At 59.0% G+C, this 20099-nt stretch carries 13 protein-coding genes and 1 pseudogene; 3 read left to right on the top strand and 11 right to left on the bottom strand.

All coding sequences use genetic code 11. The features are described 5' to 3' along the window. Positions 1 to 146: 146 nt before the first annotated feature. Positions 147 to 401 (top strand): annotated as a pseudogene (locus IB252_RS21525) (YebG family protein); the annotation flags it as partial. Between the two features lie 162 nt (positions 402 to 563). On the opposite strand, the gene IB252_RS21520 reads toward IB252_RS21525, so the two are convergent. From IB252_RS21520 to IB252_RS21505, 4 genes are all read right to left on the bottom strand, one after another. Further along, positions 564 to 1673: a dihydrolipoamide acetyltransferase family protein gene (locus IB252_RS21520; protein ID WP_192410186.1), complete on the bottom strand. Its 1110-nt coding sequence runs from the start codon at positions 1671 to 1673 to the stop codon at positions 564 to 566. Positions 1674 to 1689: 16 nt separating this feature from the next. Beyond that, complete coding sequence (locus IB252_RS21515) at positions 1690 to 2676, bottom strand: alpha-ketoacid dehydrogenase subunit beta (RefSeq protein WP_192410185.1); 987 nt, start codon at positions 2674 to 2676, stop codon at positions 1690 to 1692. After that, on the bottom strand, positions 2669 to 3763 hold the full coding sequence (pdhA, locus tag IB252_RS21510) for a pyruvate dehydrogenase (acetyl-transferring) E1 component subunit alpha (protein ID WP_192410184.1): 1095 nt from the start codon (positions 3761 to 3763) through the stop codon (positions 2669 to 2671). Before pdhA ends, IB252_RS21515 begins: the two co-directional genes overlap by 8 nt. Positions 3764 to 3878: 115 nt before the next feature. After that, positions 3879 to 4898 (bottom strand): Glu/Leu/Phe/Val dehydrogenase family protein, encoded by a 1020-nt coding sequence (locus tag IB252_RS21505; RefSeq protein WP_192410183.1) that lies wholly within the window; start codon positions 4896 to 4898, stop codon positions 3879 to 3881. 183 nt (positions 4899 to 5081) lie between these two features. Here IB252_RS21505 and IB252_RS21500 point away from each other — a divergent pair, with 183 nt between their 5' ends. Continuing rightward, the gene (locus IB252_RS21500; RefSeq protein ID WP_192410182.1) at positions 5082 to 5885 is read left to right on the top strand and encodes a SirB1 family protein; all 804 of its coding nucleotides are present in this window, start codon (positions 5082 to 5084) and stop codon (positions 5883 to 5885) included. 118 nt (positions 5886 to 6003) lie between these two features. Here IB252_RS21500 and maiA read toward each other — a convergent pair whose 3' ends face one another. The 3 genes from maiA to hmgA are packed head-to-tail and all read right to left on the bottom strand — an operon-like array spanning position 6004 to position 9267. Further along, entirely contained in the window at positions 6004 to 6639 is a 636-nt protein-coding gene (gene maiA / locus IB252_RS21495; RefSeq protein ID WP_192410181.1) for a maleylacetoacetate isomerase, read from the bottom strand. Positions 6640 to 6651: 12 nt separating this feature from the next. Continuing rightward, entirely contained in the window at positions 6652 to 7959 is a 1308-nt protein-coding gene (gene fahA, locus IB252_RS21490; RefSeq protein ID WP_192410180.1) for a fumarylacetoacetase, read from the bottom strand. Between the two features lie 3 nt (positions 7960 to 7962). After that, positions 7963 to 9267, bottom strand: coding sequence for a homogentisate 1,2-dioxygenase (hmgA, locus tag IB252_RS21485; protein ID WP_192410179.1), 1305 nt, complete (start codon positions 9265 to 9267; stop codon positions 7963 to 7965). A gap of 164 nt (positions 9268 to 9431) precedes the next feature. Here hmgA and IB252_RS21480 point away from each other — a divergent pair, with 164 nt between their 5' ends. Then, a complete protein-coding gene (locus IB252_RS21480) occupies positions 9432 to 10223 on the top strand; it encodes an IclR family transcriptional regulator (RefSeq protein WP_192410178.1) in 792 nt (263 codons plus the stop codon). Between the two features lie 44 nt (positions 10224 to 10267). On the opposite strand, the gene IB252_RS21475 is transcribed toward IB252_RS21480, so the two are convergent. The 4 genes from IB252_RS21475 to IB252_RS21460 all read right to left on the bottom strand — a co-directional run bounded on the left by IB252_RS21475 (position 10268) and on the right by IB252_RS21460 (position 19715). Next, positions 10268 to 13693 carry a dermonecrotic toxin domain-containing protein gene (locus IB252_RS21475; RefSeq protein ID WP_412548180.1) on the bottom strand — a complete coding sequence of 1142 codons (3426 nt, stop codon included), beginning with the start codon at positions 13691 to 13693 and terminating at the stop codon, positions 10268 to 10270. A gap of 147 nt (positions 13694 to 13840) precedes the next feature. Further along, a complete protein-coding gene (locus IB252_RS21470; protein WP_192410176.1) occupies positions 13841 to 16390 on the bottom strand; it encodes a LuxR C-terminal-related transcriptional regulator in 2550 nt (849 codons plus the stop codon). Between the two features lie 140 nt (positions 16391 to 16530). Then, positions 16531 to 17898, bottom strand: coding sequence for a DUF1329 domain-containing protein (locus tag IB252_RS21465; RefSeq protein ID WP_192410175.1), 1368 nt, complete (start codon positions 17896 to 17898; stop codon positions 16531 to 16533). A 23-nt stretch (positions 17899 to 17921) separates the two neighbouring features. Continuing rightward, entirely contained in the window at positions 17922 to 19715 is a 1794-nt protein-coding gene (locus IB252_RS21460) for a DUF1302 domain-containing protein (protein ID WP_192410174.1), read from the bottom strand. Positions 19716 to 20099: the final 384 nt, after the last annotated feature.

Genomic DNA, 20099 nt, shown 5'->3' with positions numbered 1-20099 from the left:
TCCCACAGGTTTTGCGCAGACCACCTCAATTCGGTCTACATTAAAAAGCCACTACCCAAAGCGCAGGGATTCGCTTATCCTTTTCGCTGTATATAAATACAGTGGTCGAATAAGACAACTTAATGTGAAGGCATGTGAGGTGGTGAATGGCCGTCGAAGTGGTATACCGCAGCAGCCGAGATCTGGAGCGCTTGTTCATGGATAAAGCCGAAGCTGACCGTCATGACAAAATGCTCGAACTGGCCGAGTTGCTGGCCGAAGTGTTGCAAAAAGCCGTTCCGTCCCTGACCGAACAGCAAGTAGAAGAAGCCGGTATCTACATGGCGAAGAACCGCGATGTGTTCGCCAAGGCGTTCAAGAGCCAACCGGACGCGCTGTCCGAATTGCTCAATGCGCCTGCTGAAGTCGTTGAAAAGGCTGCCCCCGTTGAGGCACCTGCACCTGCTGAAGTCGCTGAGCCGACCAAGCCAGCTAAAGCGCCCAAGGCTGCCAAGTAAGCAACGCCCGAATTGAATAGGCCCTGAGTCAAATGACTCAGGGCCTTTTTCATGCCTGCGAAAAACTTAAGCGTCGGGTTGTTCCAGCGCCTCGACCAGCGCCTTGAAGAAACGTGCCGCCTCGCCCCCCGTGACCACGCGATGATCGAAAGTTAGGGACAGCGGCAAAACCGGATGCACCATCACCGCGCCATCGACCGCCACCGGTTCGTCACGGATCGCGCCAGCGGCGAGGATCGCGACTTGCGGCGGCACCACCACCGGGTTGGCGTAGCGACCGAACAAGGTGCCGAAATTCGACAGCGTCAGGGTTGCACCCATCATTTCCTTGGGCGGAATCGATCGCGCCTGCACGTCGGCCCTTAATCGCATGACGCCTTCCTTCAAATCAGCCGAAGTGCGATGACCGACATCGCGCAGCACTGGCACGAACAAGCCGTCCGGGGTATCCACGGCGATGCCCAGGTCGAGCCGTTCGTGTTGCTTGAGCGACAGGCTTTTGCCGTCGAAAGCGCTGTTGAGCACCGGCTCCACGGCGCACGCGGCCGCCATCGCTTTGGCGAGACGAATCAGCGGTTCGCGCGCCTGTCCCCAGCGATGCAGGTCGGCATCACCGAAAATCGTCACCGGCACGACTTCGGCGTGGGACCGGGCCATGTTCAGCGCCATGCTGCGCCGCACACCGCGCAACCGTTCGCCGCCGAAGCGATCCAGTTCGTTTTGAGCCGCGTTTTCCACATCCGTCCGGGTGATCAGCCCCTCGTGGCCAGAGCCCGTCACACCGCTCAACTCCACGCCAAGTTGCCGGGCCAGTTGCCGCACGGCCGGCGTGGCGCGAGTCGCCAGGTGCTCTCGGGTCGAGGGGGCCGCCCCGATGAAAAACGAGTCCTCCTGACTGCTTCCGCCACCTTCGAGTCGCCCCACTACGGTGCCCGCATCGGCTTCGCCTTCGTAGCCGAGCAAGGGTTCTCCGACGTGAACAATGTCGCCCTCGCCGCCGTAAAGTTTTGCCACCACGCCGTCATAGGGCGCGGGAATATCCACCAGGGCTTTGGCGGTTTCTACCGACACCAGCAGTTGATCGGCCGTGACGGTATCGCCGACCGCGACATGCCAGCGGACGATTTCCGCCTCTTGCAAACCTTCGCCCAGATCCGGCAGTTTGAAGTATTTCATCGCAGCCTCCTTGGGTTCAGGCAAAGTGAAGAACGTTATCGCAGGCCTGAAGAATGTCCTCGACGTTGGGCATGTACAGCGACTCAAGTCGATACAGCGGCGGCGGAATGTCCGGCGCCGTAACGCGCTGGATCGGTGCCTGCAATTCCAGCAACACCCGCTCATAGAGGCTCGCGGCGATTTCCGCACCGACGCCACAGGAGCGCGGCGCTTCATGAACGATCACGCAACGACCGGTCTTGCGCACCGAGGCTTCCATGGTGTCGAGGTCCAGCGGCTTGATACTCGCGACATCGATCACTTCCGCCGAGACGCCCCGCTCGGCCAATGCGGTGGCGGCTTGCAGGGTTTCCATCACACTGGCACCCCAGCTGATCAGCGTGATGTCGCTGCCTTCACGCAGGGTGAAACAGCTGTCCAGTGGCAGGCGTTTACCGTCATCCAACAGAGGTTGCGGGTTCATGCGATAGAGCCGGGTCGGTTCGAGAAACACCACCGGGTCCGGGTCATCGATGGCCGCCAGCAACAAGCCATAGGCCCGGGCCGGCGATGACGGAATCACCACCCGCAGACCTGGAATGTGCGCGAACAATGCTTCAGTGCTTTCGCTGTGATGTTCCGGCGCGCGAATTCCTGCGCCCATCGGCGTGCGCATCACCATCGGGCACGTGATCCGCCCGCGAGTGCGATTACGCATGCGGCTGGCGTGGGACACCAGGTGTTCCATGGCCGCGTAGATGAAACCCATGAACTGGATTTCCACCACTGGTTTCAAGCCCTGAGCGGCCATGCCGACCACCAGTCCGCCGAGCATGGTTTCGGCCAGCGGCGAGTCGATCACTCGCTTGAAGCCAAAGCTGTCGCGCAGCCCTTGGGTGGCGCGAAACACGCCGCCGTTCACCCCGACGTCTTCACCGAGGACAATGACGTTCTCGTCTTCGCTCATCGCCCGATGCAGCGCGAGATTCACCGCTTCCAGCAACGTGACTTTGCCGTTACTCATGGCTCGCATCTCCCGTGCGGCGCGCCGCCCTTTCGAGCAACTCTTCACGCTGCCCGGCGAGGGACGCCGGCCATTGGGCGTAGACGTGATCGATGATCGATTCGGGCGCCTGGGTTCCCGCAGCCTCGAAGTTATCCACAGCACGTTGAACCAAGCCCTGACATTCGCTGATCAGCGCCTGTTCGCGGCCTTCGTCCCACACGCCCTGGTCGACCATGAAACGTTGCAAGCGTTTGACCGGCTCTTCGAGCCAGGCCTGCTTGACCTCGTCCGCCGACCGGTAGCGTGTGGCATCGTCGGCCGTCGTGTGATCGCCGAGGCGGTAGCTCAGGCATTCCAGCAACACCGGGCCTTTACCGTGACGCGCCCTGTCGAGGGCCACGTGTACCCGGTCGTAAACCGCGAGCATGTCATTGCCGTCGACCTGCTCACCGTGGAACCCGGCACCGATCGCTTTCTGTGCCAGGGTCGGGGCGCCGCACTGAATCCGTCGTGGCACCGAGATCGCCCATTGGTTGTTATTGACCACGAACACCACCGGCAACTGCCAGGCACCGGCGACGTTGAGGGCTTCGAGGAAATCGCCCTTGCTGGTGGCGCCGTCGCCGCAGGTGGTGACGGCGACCCGATGTTCGCCGCGGATTTTGAATGCACTGGCAACGCCGCAGGCATGCAACGCCTGGGTGGCAATCGGCACACAGATCGGAAAGTCCTGGGCCGCCGCCGGTTCGGCAAAATCGCTGCCGCGCTCGTCACCGCCCCAGTACAGGAGGATTTCTTCCATGCGCACCCCGCGCATCAACTGCACGGCGGTGTCACGGTAATACGGAATCAGCACGTCTTCGGCGTGCATCACGCTGCCGACGGCGACGCCGATGGCTTCCTGGCCCAATGTCGGCGCATAAGTGCCGATGCGCCCGGTGCGTTGCAGGGCGACGGCTTTCTGATCGAAAAGGCGGGTCAGGACCATCTGCCGATAAAGGCGCGTCAGCAAATTGAAATCGTCGGCCCAGGCAGGAAGTTCGCCGAGCAATTGGCCGTCAGGGGATAAAAATCGGGTGTAAGGCAGCTCAACCTTGTGAAGCATCACAGGGGCTCCTGGCACGCCGCGTCAGCGTGCGTCAGTCAAGCCTGACGCTTGTGGCGCCAGGCCTTGGGAGCAAGTCTGCCGGATAGGCCCTCACTCCTTCATCGGTTCAACCTCATCGATACAGCACTTTCTCCGCCAACTCGTCAGCTACCCGGGCCGGCGAGCGTTTTTCCGCTTGGGCATGGGCGAAGACTTCGGTCAGCCGGGAGCTGATTTTCGACAGGTGTGCGGTGATGGTCGATAGCTCTTCGCCGCGGTGCTTGAGCGAAACGTAGATCAGCCCGCCGGAATTGATCACGTAATCCGGCGCATACAGAATGCCCCGCCGCTCCAGTTGATCAGCGACTTCCAGATGGGTCAGTTGGTTGTTCGCCGAGCCGGCCACCGCTGCGCAGCGCAGTTGCGTCACGCTGTGGCTATTGAGTACGCCACCGAGTCCGCAGGGCGAGAGAATGTCGCAAGGGGTGCTGAGCAGCGCGTCGTTGGCGATCGGATGGGCGCCAAGTTGTTCCATCGCCAGTTGGACCTTGCCGTGATCGATGTCGCTGACCAGCAATTCGGCTCCGGCGGCGTGCAGCTGTTCGGCGAGGGCAAAACCAACGTTGCCGAGCCCTTGAATCGCTACTCGCAGGCCTTCGAGGTTATCGCTGCCCAGCCGGGCCATGGCGGTGGCACGAATACCGGTGAACACGCCCATCGCCGCGTGCGGTGCCGGGTCGCCCGCCGCGGTGGTGCTGGTGACGTGCTGGGTCTGTTGGGCGATGCAATCCATGTCCGCCACCGAGGTGCCACTGTCGATGGCGGTGATGTAGCGGCCGTCGAGCTGATTGATGCAACGCCCGAAGGCTTCGAATAGCGCGGCGCGGTTTTCCACATGAACCGGGCGAACAATCACCGCCACGCCGCCGCCCTGAGCCAGGCCGGCCAGCGCCGCCTTGTAACTCATGCCTTGGGCGAGGCGCACCGCATCCTCGACGGCGGACTCGTCGCTGGGATAGGCAAGGTAACGACACCCGCCCAGGGCAGGCCCCAGACGGCTGTTATGAATGGCAATGACCGCCTTCAACCCGGTGACCGAGTCGACGCTCAGATGCAGGGATTCAAGGCGAGTGCTTTGCATGAGAGCGAACATCGTAGGGCTCCCGAATCACTTCTTGTAGTGGCCAGTATAGGCTTGCGCCCAAAAATTGCAGAAGCGCACCGGAATAAGCGACGCCGCCATGCAGACTTTCGGACATAACCTGCAACCGCCTATGTTCGGCACTGGACGAATGCCGGAGACGGGGCTAAAACGAGGCATTAGCCGGAGATTTTGATGACCCCCCGCCAACGTTTTTTCGACTGTCTGCAACGTTCACCGCCTGCGCTGTTCGAGGCGGCGCTGTGGATTGCCGCCGAACACGACAGTGAGGTCAATCCCGAGGCCGTGCTGCAAGATTTCAAGGACCTGCAACAACGGGTCAGTTGTGGCTTGCCGATGTTGCCGGTGAGCGAGCTGGCCCAGCCGTTGTTACGGCGTATGAATGACTTGGGATTCGCTCAGGACGACTCCACGCCATTGCGTCCGCAAGTCGCGCTGGTCAATAAAGTGCTGGAACGCAGACGCGGGCAGCCACTGAGCCTGGGATTGATTGCTCTGGAACTGGCCAAAGGTCTGGAAATCCCCATGGTTGGAGTCAACTTCCCCGGGCATTTCCTGCTGCGGGTACCGGGCGCCGATCACCTGCTCGACCCGTGCGGCGGGCGTCGTTTGTACCCCAACGATTGCCGGGAATTGCTGCAACGCCAGTACGGCCCGAACATGCAGCTTGGCGCCGAGCATTTGCTCACCGCCGAACCGGTGCAAATGCTGCAGCGGCTGTCGCGTAACCTGCGTCAGTTACACCTTTCCAACGATGACTACATCGGCGCCCTGATCGACGCCGAACGCGTGCTGGAACTGGGCAACGCCAGTGCCTCCGACTACCTGGCCCGGGCCAGCCTCTATCAACGGCTGGATTGCCCGAACGCCGAGCGCTTTGACCTGGAGCATGCCCTGCTGCTCAGTGACGACCCGATTCAGCGGATTCGCCTGACTGAACGGTTGGGACATTTGCCGCCTAACTCCATCGTCCACTAAACACCGCCCTTTGTAGGAGCCGAGCTTGCTCGCGATGCAGGCGACTCGGTCCATCAGGATCACCGCGTTATCGTTCTTCGCGGGCAAGCCTTGCTCCTACAAGGGGCGGTGTGAGGCTTTATGGGGTATCCGGCTGATTCGCCGGATGCGCCTTGATGAATGCCGGATGCGTCGCCGCCAACGCCGCCACTCGACGAATCCGCGGGTACGCCTCAAGTGAAATGCTGAAGCGCTCAGCCGCGTACAGCTGCGGGATCAGGTAAACATCCGCCAGCCCAGGCATCGGACCAAAGCAATAACCCTCAGCGCCGATCAACTGCTCCACCGTCGCCAATCCCTGGCTGATCCAGTGCCCGATCCACTCCACCACTTGCGGTTCATCGTGCCCCAACTGCCGCAGCTTGTTGAGTACGCTGACGTTATGCAGCGGATGCACATCGCAACCAATCACTGCCGCCACACCACGCTCATGGGCGCGAGCGGCGAGGTCTTTGGAGAGCAGCGGCACCTGTGGATAACGTTCCTCCAGGTATTCAATGATCGCCGGCGACTGGATCAGCAGTTCGCCTTCGTCGGTGCGCAAGGCCGGCACCCGGCCTTGCGGATTGATGCCGAGATAAGGCGGCTGTCGATGTTCGCCACCTGGCGGCGCGATCAGGTTGATCGGCAGCGCCTGGTAGTCCAGTCCCTTGAGCGCCAACGCAATACGCACCCGAAAGGACGAAGTCGAACGGTAGTAGGTATAGAGTTCCATGACCCGATCCTCTTAGCGCGCCGGCAGCACCTTGCCGCGGCATTCGCCGAAACCGATGGAGGCAAAACCCTCGCGGTTGCAACGGGCACGCAGGATGATTTCGTCGCCGTCCTCAAGGAATTTACGCACCTCGCCAGACGCCAGTTCGATCGGCTTTTTACCACCCTCGGTGATTTCCAGCAGGCTGCCGAACTGACCGTTCTCCGGCCCCGACAACGTGCCCGAACCGAACAGGTCGCCGGCCTGCAACTGGCAGCCGTTGACGCTGTGGTGCGCGACCATTTGCGCCACGGTCCAGTACATGTGTTGGGTATTGCTGAGGGTCAGGCGATGGGCCGGCAGGTTTTGTTCGCGCAGGCCTTCGGTGAGCAGCAGCACTTCCAGTTCGATGTCGAAGGCGCCAGTGGCTTGATCGCGTTTGTCGAACAGGTACGGCAGTGGCTGTGGATCGCCTTCCGGACGTGCCGGCTGAGCGCGACGGAACGGCTCCAGCGCTTCGGCCGTCACCACCCAAGGCGAGATGCTGGTGATGAAACTCTTCGACAGAAACGGCCCCAGCGGCTGGTATTCCCAAGCCTGGATGTCCCGCGCCGACCAGTCGTTGAGCAGGCAGAAACCGGCGATGTGATCGGCCGCGTCACCAATGGCGATCGAGTCGCCCATGTCGTTGCCCTGACCGATCCAGATGCCCAGTTCCAGCTCATAGTCCAGACGTGCGCACGGACCAAACGTCGGCTCGGTCTGGCCGGCTGGCAGCGTCTGGCCTTTCGGACGGCGAACCTCGGTGCCCGACGGGCGAATGGTCGAAGCGCGGCCGTGATAACCGATCGGCACGTACTTGTAGTTCGGCAGCAACGGGTTGTCCGGGCGGAACAGTTTGCCGACATTTTGCGCGTGCTCGATGCCGACGTAGAAGTCGGTGTAATCGTTGATCTTCGCCGGCAGGTGCATCTGGCAATCCGCCGCCAGCGGCAGCAGTTTTGCGCCTTGGGCTTCGATCTTGCCGCGCTGGGTGCTGTCTTCCTTGAACAACTCGATCATGCGTTGACGCAGGGCGACACGAGCCTCGCGACCCAGCTCGAAAAATGCATTCAACTGGCCGCCACGGGTGGCTTCAACGGCGGTCCGCGCAGCACCGTCGTCGAACAGCCCGGCATCGAGTGCCGCTCCCAGATCAAAGATATGGTCGCCGATCGCCACGCCACTGCGCGGCGCGCCGCCCTTCACGCTGAACACGCCCAACGGCAGATTTTGCAGCGGAAAATCCGCGTGGCCGTTGGCGGAGGCAACCCAGCTACGAGTGATGGAAGTCTGAGTCATGGGTTATCTCCGGGTCGGGTCGAAAGTGGCGGGCAGCGTGGCCCAGCAGGCATCGTAGTTGTTTTGCAGTTGCGGGCAATCCAGGGCGAAGCGGCTCGGGCGCAGCACCTGGCTGGTCTCGAACATGAAAGCCATGGTGTTGTCGATTTTCGCTGGTGCGAGTTCGGCGTTGATCGCCTTGGTGCAGGTTTCGCCATCCGGGCCGTGGGCGCTCATGCAGCTGTGCAAGGACGCGCCGCCGGGCACGAAGCCTTCGGCCTTGGCGTCGTACTCGCCCTTGATCAGGCCCATGAATTCGTTCATCAGGTTGCGGTGGAACCACGGTGGCCGGAAGGTTTTCTCGGCGACCATCCAGCGTGGCGGGAAGATCACGAAGTCAAGATTGGCCAGACCGTGGACACTGGTCGGCGACGTCAGGACGGTGAAGATCGACGGATCCGGGTGGTCGAAACTGACCGTGCCGATGGTGTTGAAACGACGCAGGTCATATTTGTACGGCACGTTGTTGCCGTGCCAGGCGACCACATTCAACGGCGAATGATCGAGCTCACAGCCCCACAACTGGCCGAGAAATTTCTGCACCAGGGTGGTCGGTTGTTTGAGGTTTTCGTAATGCGCGACCGGGGTCAGGAAGTCCCGCGCATTGGCCAGGCCATTGCTGCCGATCGGCCCCAAGTCTGGCAGGCGCAGTGGCGCGCCGTGGTTCTCGGCAATGTAGCCGCGGGCTTGCGGATCGAGCAGTTCGACGCGAAATTTCAGGCCGCGTGGCAGCACGGCGATTTCCAGCGGCTCCAGTTCCAGTACGCCCAATTCCGTCGCGATGCGCAGACGTCCCAGCTCCGGTACCAGCAGCAGTTCGCCATCGGCGTTGAAAAACACGCGCTCCATGGAACGGTTGGCGCGGTAGGTATAAATGCTGATCCCGGCCGGTTTTTCCGCGCCGGAGTTGGCAGCCATGCTCACCAGCCCGTCGATGAAATCGGTTGGCTCGCTCGGGATGTCCAACGGGTTCCAGCGCAGGCGATTGGGGGTCACTTCACCCAACGGGCCGCCGGCCAGTTGCCGATCCAGTTTGACGAACGCCGGGTGATTGGCCGACGGCTGAATGCGGTACATCCAGGTGCGCCGCGCTTCGCTGCGGGCCATGGTGAACGCGGTGCCGGAGAACAGTTCGGTGTAGAGACCGTAAGGGGCTTTTTGCGGGGAATTCTGGCCGACGGGCAGTGCGCCAGGCAACGCTTCGCTGCTGAATTCGTTGCCGAAGCCGGACTGATAAGCCAGCTCGGGCGCCGTTGAATCGAGGTTCATGGAGCCTCCTGAACAGGGAGTAGGCATGGCCTGTCGCTCCATTCAAGAGGTCTGGGCACGCCCGGGTTATTTTTATCGTAATTCGATTACGCTTAACGTAATTTGATTGGTATTGACCGTCAAGCTATAAAGACGCCCATTCGTCCCGGGATCAGACCGCCTCCATGGAAACGCCGCGCAGCAACGATAAACAGAAAGTCCGGTCGGCCGAGGTCGGCACCGACATCCTCAAGGCCTTGGCCGAGTTATCGCCATCGACGTCACTGTCGCGCCTGGCCGAACACGTACAGATGCCGGCGAGCAAGGTTCACCGCTATCTACAGGCGCTGATCGCCAGCGGTTTTGCTGAACAGAATGCGGCCACCAACCATTACGGTCTGGGCCGCGAAGCCTTGCGTGTAGGGCTGGCAGCACTCAACAGTATGGACGTGCTGAAAGTCGGCGCCCTGCCCCTGGTTGAATTGCGCGATGAGTTGAACGAAACCTGCTTTATAGCCGTGTGGGGCAACCAGGGCGCGACCGTGGTGCACATCGAGCCGGCAGTGCGCGCGGTAACGGTGGTGACGCAATTGGGTTCGGTGTTGCCGTTGCTCAGTTCGTCCACAGGGCTGGTGTTCGGCGCCTATCTGCCCAAGCGTGAAACCGTCGAATTGCGCGAGCGGGAACTGCACAGCAGCGCTTCACATGCGCTGGCGGACGATCAGGCCTACCAGGCGTTGTGCGAACAGATCCGCGAACGCGGCCTGCATCATGTGCATGGTTTGCTGATGCCGGGCGTGGACGCCTTGTCGGCCCCGGTGTTCAACGCGGTCGGACAGATCGCCGCCGTGCTGACCATCGTCGGTCCGGCTTCGTTGTTCCACGCCGACGAAAACGGCCCGGCGGCGCAGCGGTTGTTGGCTGCGACGCGGGCCGTGAGTTGGCGGATGGGGTTTGAGCCCGCCAGCTCGATTTGAGCTTCCGCTGACGGCATACCTGCCAGGCGAATGTTAGCGGCCCATTAAATCACTATGGTTTTACTGGTGCTGACGTCAGGTTCGTCGAGCACTTGCCGGATGATCTCAATAAGACGCTCGTGACCAAGTGCCTGTCCCACCGCCGTAGACACCAGCCCTACCACCGTATTGGCATCACCCGCCAGTTGAATGAGCGTCTTCTGCGCCTTGGTCACGCTCTTGACTCCCTGCCCCACCTGAGCCAGATCGACCAGCCCGATCAGGGCATCCTTGAAATGGGTAAACGTGGCTTCGTAATCTCCGTAGTAATGAGCCTTGATACCGTCGTAGATGTTTTTAGCGACTTCGATCGCCGTTACTGCAAGGCCAACGGGAGGAATGACGATACTGATAACAGTGGCCGCCAACTTCAGGTTGTCGTAAACCAGGCCTCCGATAATTTCGCCAAGACTGGTGGTTTGGGCGTCCACGTCCTCGATAACCCGCCTGACGTGAATTCCGTAGGACATTCCCAAATCCCTGACGCGAGTATTGGTCAGAGGCATCGGTGGCGGTACGGCATTAAGCGTCGCCATAAGCTCATCGAAATAGTCGTTAATGACCTTCTGATCGAGAAAGCTTATACGCTTTATGTAGTAATCCCTGAACGACCCAAAGCGATCTCGAATGGCCCCCACAAAGCTATTTACACTCCGAAATGCGACATGATCCGGTGCATGCGGAGTGTAAAGAAAGTCTTCAACCCCTTTGCTTGTGACGGCTCGAAAAATATAAACACCCTCAACATTACGGGAGCTCTTCAACGTAAAATAGTAAACACTTTCAGTATTGACGACGGGCTCTGAATAGCGGTACTCCTCCGGAGTTTCCAACCTGATAATGATCCGCTCCAAGCTATTCAACTGCTCAAAATTCAAAGCAGCGTCAAAATATTGAGAGAGTAACGCCTGATACATCTCACTCTGCAACTTCTTTAAGTTCACCTCTCGCTTGAACGTATACAGCGGGTGACTTGACGACAAATAATCAGTCTTTAACAACGCAATATAATTCTCCCCCGCACGAAGTGTTTTCGACCATCCGGAAATATCCCGGATCGACAACTTGTCCAGTGACGGGTGAGCTATTGACCAGCGGAATCGTGGATAGTCCTCAGGGACCGGATTCGGACTATTGTTGGCTTCAAAACTACGCTCACTGATAATCAGTTGCGACAGGGTCATTTCCTCTTGAGGACTGATCTGCACATAAACAAGATCCGGATTTACTTCAACCACGCTCCCCCGCTCTCGAAGTACCTGTTCTACCCGCTGCTTAATAAGGTTGCGAGCGAAGAGTTCAAAGGAGGGGAAGCCGGTGTCACGGAACTCGACCGTATACAGCGCCTTGAGTTCTGTATTGAGCCGAGCGTACTTCTGACGCAGGGATTGCGGGACACTTCGATAATTAGAGGGTGCCACCAGATTTATTTCGGCGAACATCCGCCGGTAATCTATCTGTACAATATCGGCCAGCGGTTCATTCGGGCTGGCGCTCAGCACCATCGCATCGACACGAATACGTTCCAGCATCCACCACTGCCCCCTCGCCGCGTTCAACTGTTTACCGATAGTTGGCAGGTCATTGGAGTTAATCAGCGACGCAGCATAAACAGGGTCCTCGCTCATCCAGAGTTTTAGTTGATCTTCAAATTCAGAAAAGTTACCGAAGCGCAGAAACTCAAAGTGACCCTGAGGGTTTTTCAGAAAAACCTGCTGTGGCCCTAGCACCCCCTGACTTCCATGAAATGCCAGCACATCCTTCAACGGTTGAGTTGAATCCGCAAAACTCACAGCATTGATCAAGACCGATGAATCGCCGTTCATTGCCCGATTGATGAGATTGAAATCCTCACTGCTGAAACGACCGGAATGGTGAGCAATCCATAAGGCAAAATCCATCTGACTGTACATTTTATTGTAAAACGCTTCGCGGTAAGGCTGGGGCAGATTGACCGGCAGAGCATTCACAAAGCTTGCTCGCACATCAACATTTTGCAACCAGCTTTCGAGCTTCGCGATGGTCAGACCGGAGGCCTCGGCGCCCTCAAGCACCAACCGGGCGCGATGACCGGAATCATGCAAGCCAACCGTCACAAACTCGGTCAAGGTGTAGCTGTCCTCTTGACGGATAGTCCGTCCACCAACGTTGAACTCATGGATACTGCGCACCCGAATGCTCTCGGGATCCAATGCGATACCTAGAGCACTCCGGGTCCAATCAGTGACTTGCCGTCGGGCATACTCCCGCAAAGAAAAATAACCATTGAAGGTGGCATTAAAGTCAGACTCGTACTTGACCATCGAGTACTCGAGTTCCGAATAGCGCTCCTGCACGGTTTGGTTTGCAAGCTTCAACCAGTTAGGCCATTCGGTGCGCTTAATGGCGGCCTGCAACGCTTCGAAGCTCAACAACCAACTGGATTGAAGCGTGCTCAGTTGCTGATTACGCTCCAGAGCAAAAAGATCCACACTGCTATAGTCACTATTACCAAGAAACTTTGATACTTCATCTTTCTGGAGTTTGATCTGCGAACTGACGCAGTACTGAAAGGCACTTTCCTGCAGGCTTGGGTAAGAAATATCACCCCCGGATATCGACAGGCGACTGCACAATGCTACATGTACGTCGTTGCTGCTCCGGAAATACTCGAACCCTCGGTCGGGGGTATACAGCACGTATGCGTAATGATCATTGTTCAGTAACAGCTCAGCATTACCCAAACCGGACATGTCCACGACAAATCCTGATGAGAGCCGAACAGGGAACTCACCCGCATTGTTAATCACCACCTGATACAGCGAGCCGCCATGACCCGACAGTAGAATATCTGCAACCCGCTCGCCTTGCTGAGGCTCCAGCCGCCCACCGATAACGCTCAAGGAAAGCTCCGCCATCACCGTCCTTGCTATCGATTGCTGCAGAACATCCTTGTTGGTAGATGAAGGGTTTCCAGCGACTTGCCAATTGGCCGCAGCCTTCCAATACTGGTCAAGACTATTGCGATGCTTCCAGCTCAGATTTTTACGAGCGTTCTCGAGAAGACGCTCAACCTGATAGATATCCAGCCCAGGAACTTTGAATTGGCTGTCGGTCGTGTTCGGGCGGTCATACACACCATCAGAACCGATCCCGTAGTCGGGATGCAGATTACGTGACAGGCATTCTAAGTGGACCTCCAGCAACGAACCTACCGGTCGATTTTCGAGGTCTTCCGTGTAGCTGCCTCTATTCACAAATACCTTATTGAGTTCAACACCCGGATGAGAATACCGAAGTTCTTCACCCAATCGTATTCGCGCCATGTCCTTGAACGAAGGAATATCCTTCAGCACCGCCAACAGTTGTTGACCTGCCGCGTCAGCCTTCTTCAACTCAGTTGCACTATCAACGCGTTGGCGCAGGGTATCGAGCATCAAACTCGTGAACATCTTGTTCAATTGATTCATCCTTTACTTTGAGCTAATTGGTAAATAATTATTTATTCACCATGAAACTTAAGCCCAACTCTAAAATAATAACCACCAATCGAACACAGGATGTTTATTTCAATAAATTTAAAACCCCCACTTAGCCACCTAACACAACTTCAACAACTTAGCCTTGGCAACCGCCTGAGTTCTACGCTCAACACCTAACTTCCCATGAATACGACGAGCATGGGTTTTTACCGTATGAACGGAAATATACAGTTGCTCGGCAATCTGTTGATTGGAATTACCCTGCGCAATCAAAGTGAGCACCTCAAGTTCCCGCCGACTCAGAGGGCCATGCGCAATCACCGCCTCAGCCTTTTCCCTGGGATCTACCAGCCCCGCACAACTGTACAAATCGGGCTGGCGCAAACTCAATTCACGCAGCGCAAACTGTAAATGACCGCGCTCCGCTAATTCCTGGCCCCGCTGCAGGGCACTTTGCGCCAGCGCACTATCGCCGGTCAGCCAAGCCACTTGAGCGATCATCAGTTGTAGTTCTGTCTCCAGATTCAACATGCCACGTTCGTGCGCAGCGGCCAGCAGCCGTTGAAGTTGCGCCAAGGGTTCGACCGCCAGGCGCAGTTGGGTATCGGCCAACACCAGCAAGTATTCGATTCGCGCAATAAGCTCCAGGGTCGCCGGCGGTGCCTGCCGAGCATTCGGCCCGCGATGGTGGCGCAGCACGCGAGTCAGGGCCTCGTGTGCCAGTTTCGGGCGGCCTTGTTGCAACCAGAGCTGGCTGCTGACTTGCAGCAGAACGCCGCGATAAACGGTGTCTGGAATATGCCGTTGTTGCATCAGCCGCTCAGCGTCGCGCAACCGGACGAACGCCTGGGCGTAATCGCCCTTGTTCGCAGCCAGTTGGGCCTGACCCAGAAACCCATACAACACGCGCTTGTCGTGGTTGCGCAAACAATCGTCCAGGCCTGCTTGAAAGAATTCGGCAGCGCGCTGATCTGCCCCCAGGCACAAGGCCAACCGCCCACGACGCAATGCAATTCGTCCCAACAAGGGTGCGGGTCGATCCGAACGCTGACGGAGCAGTTCATCGATATTGCAGAGCAGGCTTTCAGCGCGAGCCGGGGCACCCCGCTGCTCCAGCCATTGCGCATGATCGAGTTCCATCAGGCCTTCGAACACCAGCGAACCTTGTGCCCGCGCCAGGCACAGCGCCTCGCGGTTGTGGGCTTGCGCCACGTCGAGTTCGCCCCTTAGCAATGCCTGTTGCGTCAAACCGGACAAACACATCAGGCGCGCCGTCCAACATTCAGGATCGAGCGCGTTCAACGCATCAAGAAAGTGCGCGCGCGAAGCCTCCATTCGTCCCTGCAAATGCAGCAACCAACCCTGCAGGGCCTGCCAACGTGCAATCAGTTGACGCTCAAGCACCGCCGAGGGTTGAGGCGTGAAATGCGCCAAATGAGCGATACAGGCAGTCGCCTGTTCGAAACGTCCGGCGAACAACAGCGCAGCTGTAATCAATCCGACCAATTGCGGGCTGCCCAGCGTCAATTCCTCGCCTTGCTGCTCATGCAAACGCAACAACAGCACCACCGTTTGCTCCTCGAACAAATGCTCGAAACTGAAGTGCTGCAACAGGCTGACCGCCACCTCATATTCCTCGGCGAGCAAGGCCTGTTCGAAGGCCGATTTCCAGTCCTGTTCGGTACAGAACCATTGGCAGGCACGCCGATGCCAGGAGCGTCCCGCCGGCCATTGCTCATCGCGCAACAACTGGGTGAACGGGGTGAATATCTGCAGCCAATCGGTGGAGTCCCCCCAAGGTTCGATAAAACAGCCCAGCGTTTGCAAGGTCCGCAAGTACTGAGCGCCCTCTCCCGCCCCGAACAGGTGATCGCACAGCCGGGCATTGAAGCGGGGCAAATGGGCCAGCACCCGCCAGGCTTCGCTCAACTCAGGCGTCAGCGAGTTGAACAACTCATGCTCCAGGTAATCGAGCAAGGTGTCCGCCCTTCCCAGGGGTTTGTTCTGTCGCGTCCAATCGCACTTTTGCAGCAATGCAATCCGCACACCGGCACACCAGCCGCCGGTGCGCTGGATGATCCGACTGGCCACTTTGCCGGCATGCTCCGGTACCCAGGGCTGCACGATCTGCTCGACTTCATTGGCCGTAAAAGCCAGCGAAGTGCTTTCGCACTCGTACAACTCATCGTCGAGCAGCAACCTTGGCCAGTTGCAGGGTGGCCGGCGGCGAGCACCCAGCCACCAGGTCAGCATCGGACTGCTGGTCGCCAGCATGCGATCGAGCAACAGGTCCAACTCCGGGTCAGGCAGGCGGCAATAATCATCGAGAAACAGCCAGGTCGGCGTCTGCAATCGCGCCAGATAGCCGAGTAGCTCCGTTTCACTCGACGTAGCCAGCCCCAGCGTCTCTGCCAGACGGTGACGAAAATCCACCGCGCTCAACACCACGCCAGACAATGGCAACCAGAACACGCGGCAATGCGACGGGGCCTGTAACAGGCATTCGGCGAGCAGCGCAGTCTTGCCGCTGCCGGCCGGCGCGCAGAGTAATTTCACCCGTGCCGTGGAGGTCAGTAACGGCTCGGTCAAGCGAGCCCGTGACAGGTGATGAGTGGACAGACGGGGCAGGAATCCAGGACGGTCCAGACACGGGATCATGGCGGTCATTGCGGCGTGCCTTTTTATAATTGTCCGGCAACCCTAGCCCTCTCTAACCCGCTTGTTGAGAAGTATTCAGCACGCTGATTGGCAGCCATAAAAAAGGCGACCACCCGGTCGCCTTTTGTACTGCCAATGTATCAAAACCCTTACCGAACGCCCTCGGCGCGCAAGGCCGATGGCGTGTAGTCGGCGGCCTTGGCTTCGAAGCCGAATTCGAAACTGTGCTTCTCTTCGTTCTTCATTCCCAGGGCAATGTATCGGCCGGCAATGATGTCGTAGAGCGCTTCGAGGGTGTAGGCCGGAGTCTGGTGATCGTAGTAGTACTGAGCGTGACCCTCGGCGACTCGCCACAGCTGACCGCGACCGTCGTAATGGTCTGCCAGCGCTACTTGCCAGCTGTCTTCGTCGAGGTACATGTGGCGTTTGGCGTAGATGTGCCGTTCACTCGGTTTGACCGTACCGATCACTTCCCAGACCCGGTGCAACTCATAACGGGTCAAGTCCTGATTGATGTGCCCGGCCTTGACGATGTCGTCGTACTTGAGGCTCGGCGAGTCGAGTTTGTAGCTGTTGTAAGGGATGTACATTTCCTTCTTGCCGACCAGTTTCCAGTCGTAGCGATCCGGGGCGCCGGAGAACATGTCGAAGTTGTCGGACGTGCGCAGGCCGTCAGCCGCAGTACCCGGCCCGTCATAAGCCACTTGCGGTGCGCGACGCACACGACGCTGGCCGGCGTTGTAGATCCACGCCAGACGCGGCTCTTTCACCTGATCGAGAGTTTCGTGCACCAGCAGCACGTTACCCGCCAGACGTGCCGGGGCCGTCACCGATTGCTTGAAGAAGGTGAGCACGTTGGCGGCTTTTTCCAGATCCAGGTCCTTCATTAGTTGCGGTACGGCGATCTCTTCCTCGAAGCGGATCGGCGTGTAGCTGCCGTTCGTTTGCGGGGTCACCTGAGTGATGATGCGTCGCAGGTTGCCGCCGTGATAGCGGGTGATGTGGTTCCACAGCACCTCGACGCCGGTCTTCGGAATCGGGAACGCGTAGTAGCGGTTGCCGGTGAAGTTGGCCAGGCCGTTACCGTCGTTGATGCTGTTCACGTTCAGTGCGGAGCGCTTGGCCGACTCGTAAATCTCCGGGGGTAGGGCCACGGTGCGATGGGTCGGGTAGACCGGGATCTTGTAGGTTTCCGGATAGCGCTTGAACATCGCTACCTGGCCATCCGACAACTTGTCTTTGTACTTGTCGACCGTAGCCGCGGTGATGGTGAACAGCGGTTTTTCACTGGCGAACGGGTCAGCCAGGAAACCTTTGCTGTCGACTGCGCCGGCGTTTTTCGGGATGCCGCCGGTCCATGCAGGGATAGAGCCGTCGGCGTTGCCGGCCTTCTCGGCACCCAGCGGCGTGAGGCTGGTGCCAAGCTTGTTGGCTTCTTCAGGCGAGACCGTCGCCATCACGTTGGCAGCCAGCAGACTCAAGGCCAGGGCGCCGCATTGCAGAATCATCTTGCGCATTAAATTCATCCTTCTCAGCCAGATCAGAAGTTCACGCCGAAACTCAGCGCCAGGAAGTCGCGGTCTTCCAGGGTGTTGTAGTCACCGCCGAAGAAATCGGTGTAACTGAGGCTCGCGGTATAGGTGTTGCGGTAGTCGGCATCGACGCCGACGCTGACGGCCTTGGCGCCTTCGTTGAACAGACCGTTGGGGCCGTAGCCGGCGACGTCGTGGGACCAGGACAGGTTGGGCTTGAGGTTGATCCCGCCGATCACGTTGGCGTAATCGAGAATTGCCCGGGCGCGATAGCCCCAGGAGGTCGAGGTGACGAAACCGTCGGTATCGCCGCCAAAACCGTATTGGCCATAGACCGAGTCACGGCCGTAACGCAGCTTGGTTCGCGACTCCAGGCCACCGACGTGCACCACCGCCGCCTCGCCAACCAGGGTCAGCCGCTGGGCACCCAGCACTTGGTCGAAAAAGTGCGTCAGGGTACTCTGGACCTGGGTCACTTCCTTGCGGCGGTAGCCTTTGTTGTCGGCACCTGGCGTGGTGGCGATAGGCGATGCCGCGCCGCGTGCAATCGGGTTGAGCAAGGCCAGCGTCAGGTCGTTGGTGTTGACTTGCACCGGAGCGTTGGGGCGATAGCTGATCTCGCCGGTCCACGCCGTGCCGGTAGGCAAGGTGGTGGAAAAGCTCGCGCCGTAGAGACGAATGTCTTCCGGGTACTCAAGGTAATACTGGCCACGACCGAGCATCACACTCTGAGCCAGTGCCGACCCGGTGCCGGGGGCGATTCTATTGGCGGCACCGACGATGGCCGGAATCCGTGCCAGCGTTGTCAGACCGGCAGTGGTGGTGCCGACCGTCGGGGAGCGACTGTGGTAGTTCATGAAGTACAGGCCGTACTCGGTATCGTCGCCGAGCCAGCGCAGCGCCGTTCCCCACTGCCCCGAATCGCGGGCATCGCGGTCCCCACCGCGCGGCACGATCACACCTTCCCTGCTGACTTCGAAGCCTTGGCCAAACGCCGCAGCGATCGGTTGCAACGGTGCAATCGCCGGGCTGGCCACCGTGTAATTCTTGTTGCAGCCGTCTGCCACCACGTCGTTGCCGAAGAAGGTGCCGCAGTTGTCGACGACAGTCTGGTCCCACTCCAGTTGATAGAAACCTTCCACCGAGAGTTGGTCGGTCAGGCTTTGGGAGGCGAACAGCATGTTCACCGGAATCAGGCCTTCCTTGATTTCGGCGCCAGGACGGCGGAACGCTGAAACGTCGATCGGGTTGATGCTGTTGATCGAGTTGCCGATGAAGGTACTTTCACCCCAACTCACCACCTGCTTGCCGGCGCGCACCGTGCCCGGCAGTTCGGCGATGGAATAGTTGTGATAGACGAAGGCGTCGAGCAGCTGCGCCCCGGAAGACTTGGCGCCTTCTTTACGACCGCTGTCACTGATCGGTTTGAACTCGCGATCCTCGTCCTTGAGTTCGAAGTCGTACCAGTACTTGCCACGCACGAACACCCCGGTGTCGCCGTACTTCAATTCGAGGTCATGAATACCCTTGAAGATCTTGGAGAAGGTTTCGCCCTTCTTGAAGTTCAGCCGCCCGTCATCCCCGGTCGAAGACTGGCCGGTCCCGCCATTGACGACGCCCACCAGGGATTTGTCGGCATCGCGCATGCCCCAGCTCGCGCCGACGGACAGCGAAGAGTCAAAGGTCCCCTCGATTTCCCCAATGTTGAATGAAACAGCCTGCGCCTGGGCGCAGCAACCCAAGGCAACCGCAGCGGCGAGCGCTTGCGGCGTGAAGATGGCGCGCATTGTTGTTTTTGTCATGCGTCTTCCCCGGTGAGTGACAGAAGGCCCCACCCTACTGCCGCACGTTGGGAGCGATAAGCGCACCAAGGAGGTATTCGCGGTGTACCTCCAAAGGATGAATGCCCGCATGGGACGGGGATTTGCGCGGGTTATGGATGGGCTGGATGGGGGGGTATCAGTCAGGGGCATAGGGCGTTGTGAACGCAAACCTGTGGCAGCAGCCGCCCCAGATCCCATGTCAAATGGAACTGTTGCCGAGACTGCAACAGTGCATGTCACGAATCGCTATTTTTCCTTTTGGCTCAAGGCCTTATTCTTGCCGGGCTTTCACGGCAAACAGCCGAAAAGCACGAAGCAATGGCGGTGGCCAGTCCACGCCATTGGCGACAGATTTCAGATGAA

It is taken from the genome of Pseudomonas sp. PDM10, from assembly GCF_014852295.1.
Taxonomy (GTDB): Bacteria; Pseudomonadota; Gammaproteobacteria; order Pseudomonadales; family Pseudomonadaceae; genus Aquipseudomonas.
This window is presented reverse-complemented; position numbering and strand designations above follow the sequence as displayed.

Bases quoted from the DNA above. Each gene is read 5' to 3' on its own strand.
- IB252_RS21520 (WP_192410186.1), bottom strand. From the start codon at position 1,673: ATGAAATACTTCAAACTGCCGGATCTGGGCGAAGGTTTGCAAGAGGCG.
- IB252_RS21515 (WP_192410185.1), bottom strand. From the start codon at position 2,676: ATGAGTAACGGCAAAGTCACGTTGCTGGAAGCGGTGAATCTCGCGCTG.
- pdhA (WP_192410184.1), bottom strand. From the start codon at position 3,763: ATGCTTCACAAGGTTGAGCTGCCTTACACCCGATTTTTATCCCCTGAC.
- IB252_RS21505 (WP_192410183.1), bottom strand. From the start codon at position 4,898: ATGTTCGCTCTCATGCAAAGCACTCGCCTTGAATCCCTGCATCTGAGC.
- IB252_RS21500 (WP_192410182.1), top strand. From the start codon at position 5,082: ATGACCCCCCGCCAACGTTTTTTCGACTGTCTGCAACGTTCACCGCCT.
- maiA (WP_192410181.1), bottom strand. From the start codon at position 6,639: ATGGAACTCTATACCTACTACCGTTCGACTTCGTCCTTTCGGGTGCGT.
- fahA (WP_192410180.1), bottom strand. From the start codon at position 7,959: ATGACTCAGACTTCCATCACTCGTAGCTGGGTTGCCTCCGCCAACGGC.
- hmgA (WP_192410179.1), bottom strand. From the start codon at position 9,267: ATGAACCTCGATTCAACGGCGCCCGAGCTGGCTTATCAGTCCGGCTTC.
- IB252_RS21480 (WP_192410178.1), top strand. From the start codon at position 9,432: ATGGAAACGCCGCGCAGCAACGATAAACAGAAAGTCCGGTCGGCCGAG.
- IB252_RS21475 (WP_412548180.1), bottom strand. From the start codon at position 13,693: ATGTTCACGAGTTTGATGCTCGATACCCTGCGCCAACGCGTTGATAGT.
- IB252_RS21470 (WP_192410176.1), bottom strand. From the start codon at position 16,390: ATGACCGCCATGATCCCGTGTCTGGACCGTCCTGGATTCCTGCCCCGT.
- IB252_RS21465 (WP_192410175.1), bottom strand. From the start codon at position 17,898: ATGCGCAAGATGATTCTGCAATGCGGCGCCCTGGCCTTGAGTCTGCTG.
- IB252_RS21460 (WP_192410174.1), bottom strand. From the start codon at position 19,715: ATGACAAAAACAACAATGCGCGCCATCTTCACGCCGCAAGCGCTCGCC.